This window comes from Virgibacillus dokdonensis (assembly GCF_900166595.1).
Classification (GTDB): Bacteria; Bacillota; Bacilli; order Bacillales; family Amphibacillaceae; genus Virgibacillus; species Virgibacillus dokdonensis.
Genome location: NZ_LT745763.1, coordinates 2,696,057 through 2,709,551, shown reverse-complemented (window position 1 = coordinate 2,709,551; position 13,495 = coordinate 2,696,057). Strand labels below are relative to the sequence as shown.

Here is a 13,495-nt window from a genome sequence, read left to right as displayed (position 1 = left end):
AAAAACGAGTGTCGGAGAGCTCGTTTTTTTGTACTGTAATATTTTTTGAAATAATTTGCTCCTTGACATGAAACTTGGCGATAAGTTTAGCTTTCTTAACCGCATATAGCCGTTGTTAATCAGATGAATTTACCACGTCAACATTATTCCCATACTCTAAGAAACGATTCGTTAGCTGACAAATGGTAAGTAACTCATACGTAATAATTAATTCAGGTGGAAGATTTGCAATATTTGCATCTGGCTTTCGACTGGCAACTCCATTTTCTCGCCAATAAAGTTCTCTTAAATTGCAAATATCCGTTTGATTTAACTTGGTTTTATGGTGGAAAGTGTCCACCAATTCATCAACAACCTCTCTAATAATCTTTTTTTCATGGTCCATCCAAAGGTCATTTCTCAACTTCGTGGTAAGAACATTATCAATATGGTAATGAATTAGTTTTAAGCTTGCTAGCTGTTTTTCTATTTGCTTGAAAAATTTCTTTTCGCTACTTGTTAGTGGATGATATTTGGCTTCTTCTTTTTGGAATTGGATAAGTGTTTCCGTTTGGCGAATTTTTTTATATACATCATCTGATGAATGTAATGAATGGACCGCTGTTATTGGCTGTTCAGCTGTTACTGCATAGAATACTTTTTTAATTCTAGTCGCTAAACGTTTTCGAATGGTCATCATATTTTCCGTGATATGTGATGTATAATCAGGTGGTAGAACAAACATATTGACGGCAGTAGAAACAACTAAGCCGATTGTAGTTGTTCCTAGGCGAATAAGAAAGGATATAAAATAATTGCTATGAATGACTTCGATCATTGCTACTGCTGTAAGCGTAGCAACTAATAGTCCTGCGTGCAGTTTTAGGCGAAAACAAGTGACAATTGTCAATGTTGCTGCAAGCGCATAGGTTATTGGCGAATTTCCAAATAAATATATAAAAAATACGGAGTAAGCAGCGCCAATTGCTGAGGCAGGAAAGCGTATAAACCCTTTACGTATGGAATCAGCTACAGTTGGCTCGATCGTTACGATAGCTGTTATTACAGCAAACACAGCTGGGGCATGAAACAGCTCGCAAATCCAAGCGGTAAGAAAAACTGCGACACCAGTTTTTACAACTCTGCTGCCAATAAAATGGGAAGGTTTCACTATAGTTCATCTCCTAGATGTATTACATAAAAGCTTGTCTTATCGGATTATTTAGTACTATAAGGGTTAAAGGTACAAAGGAAAGGGTTCGGGTTCTAAGCTATGAAATCAAAATTGTACAACTTTATTTCTCCTTCACTTTTTCCTTACAAGAACACTTTTAAAGTGGATGTAAAAGCACTTTATATATAAGACAAAACTTGGTATCCTCATCTATTTTCCATGAACTTTAAAAATATTTCAACCAAATTGAAAAAAAGGGTTGCATTTTTCAAGTAAATCCCATAAACTGTGTTATAACAAAAGTATTTAAAATATAACTGTTATATAAAAGGAGGGGTGAAAGTGCAAAAAGAATTTACAATGTGTCCAGAATGTGGGAAAGCTGTAGATGGAAAAAGTATCATTCAGGAATGTGATCATTGTCTTTCTAAGAAACAGGATTAATTTTTTTGGTGTTTATGTTATATAACAATAATATTTGTATTATAACAAAGGGAGTTTTTAAGTACTAATAAAGGGGGAAATTTACAATGGTAACTGAACGTGTAGAAAAATTACAGAAAGCTTGGGAAAATGATGAACGGTGGATAGGTGTAGAAAGGCCTTATAGTGCGGAAAAAGTTATTCGTTTAAGGGGTTCCGTGGATATAGCATACACATTGGCAGAAAAAGGATCGGAGAAATTATGGGAATTATTACAAACGGAAGATTACATTCATGCACTTGGAGCTTTAACAGGAAATCAAGCTGTTCAACAAGTTAAAGCTGGATTAAAAGCAATTTATCTTAGTGGTTGGCAAGTAGCTGCAGATGCGAACTTAGCAGGGCAAATGTATCCAGACCAAAGCTTGTACCCTGTGAATAGTGTACCAAATGTAGTAAAGCGGATAAATCAAGCATTGCAACGAGCGGATCAAATTCATTATTCAGAGGGGAAAGAGGATATCGATTGGTTTGCGCCAATTGTCGCTGATGCAGAAGCTGGTTTTGGTGGTCAATTAAATGTATTCGAACTTATGAAATCAATGATTGAGGCAGGTGCTTCAGGTGTACATTTTGAGGATCAACTAGCTTCAGAGAAAAAATGTGGCCATTTAGGCGGTAAAGTATTGCTACCTACACAAACAGCGGTACGAAATTTGATTGCTGCTCGATTGGCTGCGGATGTAATGGGAACACCTACTATTATTGTTGCTAGAACCGATGCAAATGCGGCCGATTTGATTACGAGTGATGTAGATCCTTATGATGCTCGATTTATTACTGGAGAGAGAACAACAGAAGGCTTTTATAAGACGAAATCTGGTATTCATCAAGCGATCGCAAGGGGACTTGCGTATGCGCCTTATGCTGATTTAATCTGGTGTGAAACTTCAGAACCAAATTACGAAGAAGCTAAACAATTTGCCGAGGCGATACACGAAAAATATCCAAACAAAATGTTAGCTTATAATTGTTCACCATCATTTAATTGGAAGAAAAAGTTGACAGATGAAGAAATTGCTCAGTTCCAGAATAGAATAGCAGAACTTGGATATAAATTCCAGTTTGTTACGTTAGCAGGATTTCACGCTCTTAATTATAGTATGTTTGAATTGGCAAGAAAATATAAAACAGAAGGTATGAAGGCATATTCGGAGTTACAACAAAATGAATTTGATAGCGAAAAATATGGATATACTGCTACAAGACATCAACGAGAAGTAGGAACTGGGTATTTTGATGAAGTCGCACAGGTGGTTTCTGGAGGTACGTCCTCAACGGCTGCATTAAAAGGTTCAACAGAAGAAGAACAATTTTCTTTATAAGTAAATATAATCTATGAACTTCATTTATATTTCGAAATATCCCCGGAGAAGCGTTGTTCGTTAGCGAATAAACGCTTCTTTTCATGAAAAGTAAAACATTATGTCGTATTTGAAATATAATTGTAATATTACTATAACACGCTTGCAACTTTTAGCTGTTATAATACGAGTTGCCTACTAAGATAGTTATACATAATTTAAAATCTATTATTAGCTACAGCAAAAAGATAGATACATATAAAAAATTCTATGTAAAAAGCGGGGGAGTATCTTGAAGAAGTCAATTGTAACAGTTGCGACTGTGACAGTCGTTGGATTTAGCAGTGCATTTTTTCATACACAGGTGCAAGCGGAGACACTAGGGAACTTAAAAGATAAGCAAACAGAAATTCAAAGTGATCGAGAAGCAATTAAAGCCGATCTTTCAAAAGCAGAAGCGAAAATTGCTGATGTGCTAGTTGAATTAGAAGAGTTGAATCAACAAATCACGCAATTCGATGATGCAATGAAAGAAAATAAAGCGCAAATCGAAAAAGTGCAAGCCGATATTGCTAAAAAAGAACAAGAAGTGGACAAGCTTGAAAAAGAGATAGCAACACTGGAAGATGCAATCGAGAAACGCTTTAATAAGTTAAAAGAACGTGCTGTTTCTTATCAAAAAAGTGGTGGTGACGTTAACTACTTAGAAGTTATTTTTGGTTCTAAGGACTTTGGTGAATTTATTAACCGTGTATCAGCTGTTAATAAAATTACAAATTCAGATGCTAATTTAATAGAAGAACAAGAGAAAGATAAAAAAGAAGTGAATGAGAAGAAAGATAAAGTTGTTAATAGTTTAGAGGAGATGGAAGCATTACAAGTTGAATTAAAAGGTATACAGGAAACTATTAAACAACAAAAAGAAGAAAACGAGAAAAAAGAAGCAAAACTAAAAGATAAAAAAGCTGATCTTGAAGGTTTAAAAGAAGACTTAGAAATCAAAGATAACAATCTTGCTGATCTTCAAGCAGAAGTAAGACAAAGCATGCAAGTTGAACGTCAATCTGAAGCTGCAACTCGTAGTAATACTTCTAATGGCGGAGAATTGCAAACGCTAGGTAGTAAAAGCGAAACAAAAAGTAAAAGCTCTTCTTCTGCACCAAAAGTGTCAGCTGGAAGTGGCAGTGTAAGTACAATTGTTAATTCTGGACGTCAACATTTAGGTGTGCCTTATGTTTGGGGAGGAAAGGGACCAAGCGGCTTTGATTGTTCTGGATTTGTATCTTGGGCATTTGCACAAGGTGGCTACTCTATTCCATCAAGCACAAGCGCATTAGTAAATGTAGGTCAAAAAATCTCATACAGTGAAATTCAACCTGGAGATCTAGTTTTCTTTGATACTTATAAGAAAAATGGACATGTCGCTATTTACATGGGTGGAGGTAATTTCATTGGTGCGCAAAGTACACCAGGAGTTTCCATAGAGAGCATGTCTAATTCATACTGGAGCAATGCATTTAAAGGACATGTACGCCGCGTTCTTTAATAGTATAAGAGAAAGTCGTTCTCAAATGAGGACGGCTTTCTTTATTTTTTGGAAAGTATAATCATTTAGCGTTCATAGCATAAAAAAACTATAGATTTCGGTATAAAGGTTTGACGAAGTCTGTAGTTTTTTTATTTCTTATGTCTGGCTTTACAAGATTTAATAGAATAGGAAGAGAAGATCTTAGCTTACACATAAATATTAGAAAATTAGGTTTATTGTTTTTTTATTTGGGTATACATTAACGTATCCCTCTTATTTATTTTGTTCGCGTGTTACTCCCCCCTTATTCTAGAAATAAAACCTGTAAATCAAGTAGAAAGGAATTGTTATGAAAAAAAATACTTTTAACAACCCAGTTTTTTATGTGTCAGCGTTTGTTGTGCTATTACTTGTTATTGTTGGCGCGATTATGCCAAATCGTTTTGGCGCTGTAGCGGAAAAAATGTTTAATTTTACAACTATTAATTTTGGTTGGTTTTACCTCTTGGCTGTGTTTATCTTTGTTGCATTTTTAATTATTTTATCTGTGAGTAAGTATGGGAAGATAAAATTAGGAGCAGTGCATTCCAAACCAGAATACTCTTTTTTTACCTGGGTTGGCATGCTTTTTTCAGCTGGTTTCGGAGCAGGTCTTGTTTTTTGGGGCGTAGCAGAACCAATGAGTCATTTTTTTAACACCCCATTTCCTGAAGTAGAAGCTATGACAGAGGAGGCAGCGAGAGTTGCTATGGGTTACGCCTTTTTTCATTGGGGAATTAGCCAATGGTCTGTATTTGCGATTGTAGGACTTGTTATATCCTATTTACAGTTTAGAAAAAAGCAACGAGGATTAATTTCAACTTCCATTCAACCAATCATAGGTGAAAATAAATCGATTGCAAATACAGTGGATACTCTAGCGGTAGTAGCGACTGTGATGGGAGTAGCTACGTCTTTGGGATTAGGAATACTTCAGATGAATGGTGGCTTAAAGTCTGTTTTCGATGTACCGACTTCCATATGGGTACAAATGGGTATTGCTGGAGTCATGCTTGTAACCTACTTAATATCATCAAGCACAGGATTAGATAGAGGAATAAAATGGTTGAGCAATATTAATTTAGGGCTTTGTCTACTGTTATTAGTGTTTGTATTTTTAGCAGGCCCCACTGTTTTTATTTTGAATACACTCGTTTTAGGATTAGGTGATTACTTATCAAGTTACATTCATTATAGTCTTCGTTTAACCCCTTATACAGGAGATACTTGGGTAAGGGAATGGACTATTTTCTATTGGGCTTGGGCTATTGCTTGGTCTCCATTTGTTGGAGCATTTGTAGCGCGCGTATCTAGAGGAAGAAGTATTCGTCAATATGTTTTAGGAGTATTGGTCGTTTCACCAGCAATTGCTTGTATCTGGATTGCGACTTTTGGAGGGACAGCTGTATATAATGATTTAATGAATGGAACTTCTATAGCTCAAGCTGTGAATGTAGATATTGCAGTAGCCCTGTTTGAAACGTATCAGCATTTGCCGATGACAAATATACTTTCTATCCTATCTATATTTCTAATATTTACATTCCTTGTGACTTCAGCAGACTCTGCAACATATATCCTTGGTGTAATGACTTCAAAAGGAAGCTTAAACCCAGCATTAGTGACAAAAATTGTCTGGGGGCTTTTGATAACTGCTATTGCTATTGTACTTTTATTAGCAGGAGGTTTAGAAGCTTTGCAAACCGTTTCGTTAATATCGGCGCTCCCATTTACGGTCATATTGTTGCTCATGATCATCTCATTTACACGGATGTTGTCAAGTGATTATAAAAAAGTAAAACAAGATAAAGAGTATTAGAAAGTAAAAAGTGTGCACTACATAGTTTACATAGTGGATGTTCTTTTTCAACAGGCTGTTACGGTTACAATAATTAAATGCAGATTATATATGATTCTTCAACTAAATAATTTTAATAGTTATAGACGTATAGCGGGTATTAAGCTAATGCTAGAATAGTTTCGAGAATTTTTTTAAAAGAAGTAAATGGTTTGCTTGATATTGAACTTTCGGATGAAGAAATAGATACAATTGGTGGTTGGATATTCATGAAAAACCTTGATGTTTCTACTGGAACGGCTATAGATTATAGTGGATATGAATTCATAGTTGAGTAAATGGATGGTTATCCAATTAAAGAAGTAAAGATTGCTAAAAAATAACTCAAGGTCATGGGTGAAAAATTTAGTAAACCTATCTCATAATAGGCTTATGAAAAAAATCAAATAGTGTTATTTAAAATAAGGCAGTAGCTAGTTTAAATGTTTGCACCTAGCAGACAAAAAGTATATTTGACAGACCTGTTTGGATATCGTTATAATAAGCGATAATGACTAAATTTTTCACCTAATTTTCTAGGGTTCCGCAGATTATAAGTTATTATCTGGTCTGGACCAAGAGAAAATGCGCGTTTTCCACGACGTGTACACGGAGGGATAAAAGCCCGGGAGGATATCTAAATATAGGATATCTTTCTGGGTTTTTTTGTTTGCTTTTTTTCTATTATAGAAAAGTATAAGGCTTATAGCATAAGGAAAATGATGACTCATGCAATATGGCGTAGCGATAAGTCATCCATTCGACCTTAAATAAGCACTTGTCAAACAACAAATTCTATAGTTTACCACGTTTACAAAAGTTCTTAGGTTAAATGCATCCCCCTTTACCGCTTGGCGGCTCCCTTTATTTCTGAGGGAGACTACTTACAAAAGTACGTTAAAAATAGATTAAAAAAGGTGATGAGCATGAATAAAGATTGGAATACTGTATTTATTGCTAGCTTATTTGAAATTTGCTGGGTAATTGGTCTAAAACACTCAAACAGTATGGTTGATTGGGGGTTAACGCTAATAGCTATTTATATTAGTATGCACTTGCTTATTATGGCTTCTCGTCGCTTGCCGGTTGGTACCAGTTATGCGGTATTCACCGGTATAGGGACGGCAGGGACAGTAGTAGCAGACATAGTGATTTTTGGAGAGCCAATTCGACTTTTGAAAATGGCGCTCATTCTATTGTTAGTATCAGGAGTTATTGGCTTAAAATTAGTCACACCACAAAAAGATAGGAAAGAGGTGTCATAATGGATTGGCTTATACTTGTATTAGCAGGGTTTAGTGAAATTCTCGGTGTTACGGGAATTAATAAAGTGAATCAACGGATAAGTGTCATGTCCATTTTATGGTTATTTGGAGGTTTTGGACTAAGTTTCATACTGCTTGGTATTGCAATGGAAACAATTGCAATGAGTACGGCTTATGCTGTTTGGACAGGGATGGGAACAGTAGGCAGTGCCATTGTTGGTATGTTATTTTTTAAAGAATCTAGCGATTGGAAGAGGTTACTTTTTATTGGCATGATTTTAAGTGCAGCAGTTGGTTTGAAACTCATTTCATAGTTTCATTCTACTAGGGGGTAACATAAGAATTTGAGGCCTAGCTTGTAAGAAAAACAAGGCCTCCAAGTGAGGAAATAGCGATAGTTTAACTATTTTTAAAAGAAGTATTTTCACCCATATGTTTATGATCTACTTCAATCGGTAATACATTACTAAGAAGCAGATAGCAACGAAGGAGTGAAGATAGAGATGGATTTAAACAAAGAACTAAAACAATTAGAGTCAGTAGAAAGAGGAGGTCCTGATAAAGTATTTACCATGTATTTAAATACAGACCCTTCTGACCCTGAACAACAAGGTGGGGAATGGAAAATTCATTTCAAAAACGGAATACGTAATTTCGAACATTATTTAGAAGAATCTGATGATAAAGAAGAACTTCGTAATTTTCAACATGTAAAACAAAACGTGGAAAATTTCATTAGAGGCAATGAACAACAATTTCGCAAAGGTGTTATTGTGTTTGCAACAGCAGATGAAGAAGTGTGGTTTGCAATACGAGTTCAAATGCGTTTAGAAACAGAATTTTTCTGGCAGGAAACGCCACAATTAGAACAATTACAGAAATTGAAAGAAGAATACCCAAAAACCGGGATCGTGTTGGTGCAGCAAAGCGAAGTGAGAGTTATCGAATCCTATTTAAATGAAATGGAAATGGAGAAGCATTTTGAATTAGATGTTAATGTAGATGACTGGCGTGAAAAAACGGCGATGGGACCAGGGAATCCTACGATTCAAAAGGACAATTTAAGCGCTCGCTTTGAAGCGAATAAACATCGTTGGTATAAATCTTTAGCTCCTAAAATGGATAAGTTCGCCAAAGACAGGGGCTGGGAAAAAATAGTGGTAATAGGTGAACCAGGACAGGCGCAAGCATTTCAAGATCAAATGAACAAGCAATCTGATGAAGTGATCAATAAAAATATGCTGGATCATGAATCAGAGAGAATAATCGAGGAAGTTTTCGTATAATCCAAAGGGAGTTGTGAAATACATCCCCGAATAACGGTATCAACAAAATCGGTTATTCGGGGGAGATAAAGTAAAACAATAGCGTTTTCGTAGTGTCAACGATATACACTTCACTTGCATGTTAAAAAAATAGTAAAAATCACATGAAAATATAGAGGTTATAACTATGTCTAAAAAGACTTGACATATACATAATAAGTCTTTCTAGACGATGGAATTATAACGATAAAATTAATGTTGCCGGTAGAATAGAAACGATGAACGATAAGCTAATATAGCCGATAGCCTTATTCCATTGTCGTTGTAATAGTAATTGAATTGTTTCATTTCCAAATGTGGAAAATGTTGTATAGGCTCCACAAAAACCGACTCCAAGAATGAGCCACCAAGTATGTGGAAGGATTTCTTTTGTGTATATTAGTATAAGAGAAGCTAAAAGGATAGATCCCGTGATGTTGGCAAGCCAAGTTCCAATTAATCGCTTATTTGCGGCAATTGACAGTTGGTAGCGGACAAAACTTCCACAAAAGCCTCCTAAAGCAACATAAAAAAAGCTCATATTCTTGCCTTCTTTCTAGTATGTATGGAAAATAGATAACCAATATAGCAGAATAACAAGCCGCCGGCAATGCTAAGTAAAACATAGGTAATCGCTAAGAAAAAATGGCTATTCCAAAGCTCAATCGTTTCAACGGTAAAAGTGGAAAAAGTAGTAAATGAGCCAATTAATCCAGTCGTTAATGCTGTGAACAACGTTGGTGGCAAGTGTTTTTTGATTTGTTTGTGATGTAATAAATAGCTTAATAAAAAACAGCCAAGCAAGTTGGCGGATAACGTAGCAAATGGGAAGCCATCTGTTGAGAATATAAATGTTAGACTATACCTTCCCATTGCTCCAACTGCTCCGCCTAATCCAATTGCTGTGACTAATTTTATGTTTTTGCTAACATGCATCCAGGACACCTTCCGTAGATTTCAAATTTATGTCCTTCAATCGAATACGCAGCTAATAGTTGTTCGACTTCTTCCATAGGACAAATATCAATTTCTTTTGTTTTACCACAATCTTTACATATAAAATGATGATGATGATGATGTGCACAATTCATTCGAAAATGCTTTTCACCACCTAATTCGGTTGTTTCCAAAATTCCTAGATCGTGGTAGAGATGTAAATTACGGTAAATAGTATCAAAACTGATACCAGGATAATTTTCTTCTAAATGTGTAATTAAATCTTTAGCGGTACGGTAACCATCTGCTTTTTCAAAAAAAGATAAGATGTCTTCTCGTTTCCCCGTCATTTTATAGCCTTTTTTACGTAAAAGTGTGACAGCCTCTTGTCTATTCATACAGCTTCCCTCACTTTGTATTGTGCTTCATATGCTCCACACGGTGTGTTTTTACTTATATGTTTTATTAATAAGACGCCTGAAGTAATCATGTAATAAGACGTTTCTTAATAGAGAGCAAAAAAGAAGTATTGCTTGTTTAGATATCGTTACAATTCTTAGGATGTTGCTTTTGAACGCTGCTTGCTTATAATAATGGATAATATTAACAGCGAAATAGATACTAATACAATCGTTCCACCTGGTGGAATACTTAAATAATATCCTGTTATTAACCCTATAATAACAGCTATTTCACCAAATACAATAGATAAATACACCATTTGCTTGAATCCTTTAGCAAAACGCATGCTGGCTGCAACAGGTAGTGTCATAAGAGCTGAAACAAGTAACACTCCGACGATTCTCATCGAGATTGCAATAACTAAGGCAGTTAAAACGATAAATAATAAATGGATTGCTTTCGTGTGTAATCCAGAAATAGTTGCATGCTCCTCATCAAAAGAAAGTGTAAATAATTCTTTGAAAAACAGGACGATGATAATAATAATAAACCCTGCTATACCAGCTATAGAATAAAAATCGCTTTTACTTACTGCAGATACAGAGCCAAACAAATAGCTAAATAAATCTGTATTAAATCCATCTGCTATAGAAATAAATATAACGCTAAGCCCTACACCACCAGATAATATGATTGGAATAGCCAGCTCTTGAAATGCCTTATAAACGCCACGCAACTTTTCAATTAATATTGAACCGAACACAGAAAAAGCTATTCCGGTATACAGTGGACTGATCATGAGTGCGAATTTTTTTTCTAATAATAAACCGAATGCGATTCCAGCTAAAGTGACATGGGATAGCGCATCAGCTAGCAAAGACAATCTTCTGACCACAATAAATGTTCCTAGTAAAGGTGCGATAAGACCAATTATTATTCCAGTAAATAACGTATTTCTTAAAAAATCATATTCCAAAAAATCTGCTAGCATATGTCTTCCTCCAAATCAATGGTCGTGTGTAATTAAATGGATATTATGTCCATAAATATGAGACCACTCTTCGTTCGATATTCTTTTATAAGCTTCTGGTTTCCCGTGGAAATGCAATGTTTTATTTAAACATGCAATTTCAGTTGCTTGTTCAGCGATTGTTCCAGTGTCATGCGTTATCATAAGCATCGTAATGCCTTTATTGCGGTTTAGGTTATCAAGTAAATCGTAAAATCGCTGTACATTCTCATTATCCACCCCTACAGTCGGTTCATCTAAGATGAGTAGTTCAGGATCATTGACTAAAGATCTAGCAATAAAGATGCGTTGTTGTTGTCCACCAGATAAGTTACCGATATTTTCATGTGTATATGCCTTCATTCCAACTTGATTAATTGCTTCCTTAATTTTTTCTTTATGTTTTTTTTGAAAGAATTTTAAATAGCCAACTTTGGCTGTTAGACCCATTGACACTACTTCGTATACGGTTGCTGGAAAACCTTTATTAAACGCATTTGCCTTTTGCGAAACAAAACCAATCTTATGCCAGGTGTTAAATTTTTCAATCGGTTGGCCAAATAATTGAATACTTCCAGCATCCGCTTTTTGTAAACCGAGAATTAATTTAATAAGTGTGGTCTTTCCACCTCCGTTTGGCCCAACCAAGCCCATAAATGAGCCTTTAGATACGGAAAAATTGATATGATCTAATATTTGCTTATTTTCATAAGAAAAACTGATGTTTTTCATGGAGATAATGGCTTCACTCACTTTTAAGCCTCCTATCTATTTAATGACTCAATCGAGAATTAAGAAGTTACTTGATCGAGTGTTTTTAGATTTTTTTTCATAATGGAAAAATAATCCTCCTCATTTTCGAGATCTTTCTTTGTTAAGACAGATAAGTTATGAATGGTAACAGCTTGTGCTTGAATATGGTCTTGTATAACTTTTGATACACGATTGGACGTATTTTGTTCGAAGATGATATAATGAAGATCATCCTTTTCAGCTTGGTCGATAATTTCGGTTAGTTCTTTCTGTGATGGCTCATGGTTAGGTGACAACCCATTAATGGAAATTTGCTCTAAACCATAGCGCTCTTCCCAATAACCATAAGCTGCATGGGATACGAGAATATGTTTGTTTGTTGCTGCTTCCAAAACGGATGTAAAGTCGGCATCAAGCGATTGTAGCTGTTCTGTTAATTGATCAAAATTACTTTCGTAAAGCTGTTTATCGTCTGGGTTAAGTTTCATTAATTGTTCTTTTACCATGTCAGATAATGTAATCATTCGCGAAGGATCAAGCCATACATGAGGGTCGTGATCTCCATGGGTATGACCTTCATGAGCTCCCGCTTCATCAGCATGCTCTCCATCTTCATGGGCGTGATCACTTACTGTATGGTTCGTTTCTTTATCAAAAAGATGCTCATTTTTTCCTAGCTCGACAAGCTCCACGTCTTCTGAACGCAGTGCGTCTGCTGCATTCTCTGCAAATCCTTCTAACCCTGCACCTAAGTAAATAAACACATCGCTTTTAGCTATATTTGTCATGTCTTTAGAGGTTGGTTCATAGGTATGAGCATCTACTCCTGGTGGGTAAACGGAATGCACATCAGCTGTGTCTCCAGCAATTTGCTCTACAGCAAACTGAATTGGATATACAGATGTATATATAGTTATATCTGTGTTCTTTTGATTAGCACCATCTGTTTTTGTACAACCGACAACAATTAATGTAATAAAGCCAAGTATAAGTATAGTAATGGATGTTCTTCTCAAAAGTTGTTCCTCCTCTTCTTAACTCTCCTTTACATATAATATCGTAATCATTTCGAAATGTAAATAGGAACCGTTACGATTAATTGAAACTATTGAGAAAAAAACAGATTTCATTTTGCTTTTTTATAATAAAGTACCCAATAGAGTTTATCCTATCAGAGAAATGGTGGCTTTTACCCTAAAGGTTTGGTGTTAATCAGTGAGGAAAGGCTTCCCATTGATTGAAGACTCATTGTAATATAATGTTTTCTTTATAAAGGCTTGTTCGGCGTTTGTGAAAATGATCTGTACGTTTCTAAAAAATGTTAAAGAATATGAATGCTTTACGTATGTATTTGAAGCTTATTAATAAAAAAATGTTTATAATTGTTGCGAAATATCAGTAAATACTTTATAGTAATAAGTAAGTAGATAGGAGACTATCTTTTTATTTTCGACATAAAATGAATGAGTATTCATTCAAAAT

At 35.3% G+C, this 13,495-nt stretch carries 14 protein-coding genes and 1 riboswitch; of the genes, 7 read left to right on the top strand and 7 right to left on the bottom strand.

The features are described from left to right. Nucleotides 1-115: 115 nt before the first annotated feature. A complete protein-coding gene (locus tag B2C77_RS14325) occupies nucleotides 116-1,150 on the bottom strand; it encodes an aromatic acid exporter family protein (protein WP_077705120.1) in 1,035 nt (344 codons plus the stop codon). A 533-nt stretch (nucleotides 1,151-1,683) separates the two neighbouring features. Here B2C77_RS14325 and aceA point away from each other — a divergent pair. From aceA to B2C77_RS14290, 7 genes are all read left to right on the top strand, one after another. After that, entirely contained in the window at nucleotides 1,684-2,961 is a 1,278-nt protein-coding gene (gene aceA, locus B2C77_RS14320) for an isocitrate lyase (protein ID WP_077705117.1), read from the top strand. Between the two features lie 271 nt (nucleotides 2,962-3,232). After that, the gene (locus tag B2C77_RS14315) at nucleotides 3,233-4,486 is read left to right on the top strand and encodes a C40 family peptidase (RefSeq protein ID WP_237342760.1); all 1,254 of its coding nucleotides are present in this window, start codon (nucleotides 3,233-3,235) and stop codon (nucleotides 4,484-4,486) included. Between the two features lie 331 nt (nucleotides 4,487-4,817). Then, nucleotides 4,818-6,326, top strand: a complete 1,509-nt coding sequence (locus tag B2C77_RS14310; RefSeq protein WP_077705110.1) for a BCCT family transporter — start codon at nucleotides 4,818-4,820, stop codon at nucleotides 6,324-6,326. 155 nt (nucleotides 6,327-6,481) lie between these two features. Further along, entirely contained in the window at nucleotides 6,482-6,643 is a 162-nt protein-coding gene (locus tag B2C77_RS14305; protein WP_077705107.1) for an HlyC/CorC family transporter associated domain-containing protein, read from the top strand. A gap of 226 nt (nucleotides 6,644-6,869) precedes the next feature. Next, nucleotides 6,870-6,978, top strand: a riboswitch (guanidine-I (ykkC/yxkD leader). Nucleotides 6,979-7,270: 292 nt separating this feature from the next. Then, on the top strand, nucleotides 7,271-7,609 hold the full coding sequence (locus tag B2C77_RS14300; protein ID WP_077705105.1) for a DMT family transporter: 339 nt from the start codon (nucleotides 7,271-7,273) through the stop codon (nucleotides 7,607-7,609). Beyond that, nucleotides 7,609-7,923: a DMT family transporter gene (locus B2C77_RS14295; RefSeq protein WP_077705102.1), complete on the top strand. Its 315-nt coding sequence runs from the start codon at nucleotides 7,609-7,611 to the stop codon at nucleotides 7,921-7,923. Before B2C77_RS14300 ends, B2C77_RS14295 begins: the two co-directional genes overlap by 1 nt. 189 nt (nucleotides 7,924-8,112) lie before the next feature. Continuing rightward, nucleotides 8,113-8,895 carry a VLRF1 family aeRF1-type release factor gene (locus tag B2C77_RS14290; protein WP_077705099.1) on the top strand — a complete coding sequence of 261 codons (783 nt, stop codon included), beginning with the start codon at nucleotides 8,113-8,115 and terminating at the stop codon, nucleotides 8,893-8,895. Nucleotides 8,896-9,112: 217 nt separating this feature from the next. Here the strand turns inward: B2C77_RS14290 and B2C77_RS14285 are convergent, their stop codons facing one another. From B2C77_RS14285 to B2C77_RS14260, 6 genes are all read right to left on the bottom strand, one after another. After that, nucleotides 9,113-9,454: a fluoride efflux transporter FluC gene (locus tag B2C77_RS14285; RefSeq protein ID WP_077705096.1), complete on the bottom strand. Its 342-nt coding sequence runs from the start codon at nucleotides 9,452-9,454 to the stop codon at nucleotides 9,113-9,115. After that, entirely contained in the window at nucleotides 9,451-9,849 is a 399-nt protein-coding gene (locus B2C77_RS14280) for a fluoride efflux transporter FluC (RefSeq protein WP_077705093.1), read from the bottom strand. The genes B2C77_RS14285 and B2C77_RS14280 overlap by 4 nt, the downstream gene beginning before the upstream one ends. Beyond that, complete coding sequence (locus B2C77_RS14275) at nucleotides 9,828-10,247, bottom strand: Fur family transcriptional regulator (protein ID WP_077705090.1); 420 nt, start codon at nucleotides 10,245-10,247, stop codon at nucleotides 9,828-9,830. Before B2C77_RS14275 ends, B2C77_RS14280 begins: the two co-directional genes overlap by 22 nt. 158 nt (nucleotides 10,248-10,405) lie before the next feature. Next, nucleotides 10,406-11,242 carry a metal ABC transporter permease gene (locus B2C77_RS14270; RefSeq protein WP_077705087.1) on the bottom strand — a complete coding sequence of 279 codons (837 nt, stop codon included), beginning with the start codon at nucleotides 11,240-11,242 and terminating at the stop codon, nucleotides 10,406-10,408. 15 nt (nucleotides 11,243-11,257) lie between these two features. Further along, a complete protein-coding gene (locus B2C77_RS14265) occupies nucleotides 11,258-12,013 on the bottom strand; it encodes a metal ABC transporter ATP-binding protein (protein WP_141130733.1) in 756 nt (251 codons plus the stop codon). Between the two features lie 38 nt (nucleotides 12,014-12,051). Beyond that, the gene (locus B2C77_RS14260; protein WP_077705084.1) at nucleotides 12,052-13,029 is read right to left on the bottom strand and encodes a metal ABC transporter solute-binding protein, Zn/Mn family; all 978 of its coding nucleotides are present in this window, start codon (nucleotides 13,027-13,029) and stop codon (nucleotides 12,052-12,054) included. Between the last annotated feature and the right edge of the window lie 466 nt (nucleotides 13,030-13,495).

What these genes read in the sequence shown, in the direction of transcription:
- aceA (WP_077705117.1), top strand. Translation starts at nt 1,684, where the DNA reads ATGGTAACTGAACGTGTAGAAAAATTACAGAAAGCTTGGGAAAATGAT.
- B2C77_RS14310 (WP_077705110.1), top strand. Translation starts at nt 4,818, where the DNA reads ATGAAAAAAAATACTTTTAACAACCCAGTTTTTTATGTGTCAGCGTTT.
- B2C77_RS14300 (WP_077705105.1), top strand. Translation starts at nt 7,271, where the DNA reads ATGAATAAAGATTGGAATACTGTATTTATTGCTAGCTTATTTGAAATT.
- B2C77_RS14295 (WP_077705102.1), top strand. Translation starts at nt 7,609, where the DNA reads ATGGATTGGCTTATACTTGTATTAGCAGGGTTTAGTGAAATTCTCGGT.
- B2C77_RS14290 (WP_077705099.1), top strand. Translation starts at nt 8,113, where the DNA reads ATGGATTTAAACAAAGAACTAAAACAATTAGAGTCAGTAGAAAGAGGA.
- B2C77_RS14285 (WP_077705096.1), bottom strand. Translation starts at nt 9,454, where the DNA reads ATGAGCTTTTTTTATGTTGCTTTAGGAGGCTTTTGTGGAAGTTTTGTC.
- B2C77_RS14280 (WP_077705093.1), bottom strand. Translation starts at nt 9,849, where the DNA reads ATGCATGTTAGCAAAAACATAAAATTAGTCACAGCAATTGGATTAGGC.
- B2C77_RS14275 (WP_077705090.1), bottom strand. Translation starts at nt 10,247, where the DNA reads ATGAATAGACAAGAGGCTGTCACACTTTTACGTAAAAAAGGCTATAAA.
- B2C77_RS14270 (WP_077705087.1), bottom strand. Translation starts at nt 11,242, where the DNA reads ATGCTAGCAGATTTTTTGGAATATGATTTTTTAAGAAATACGTTATTT.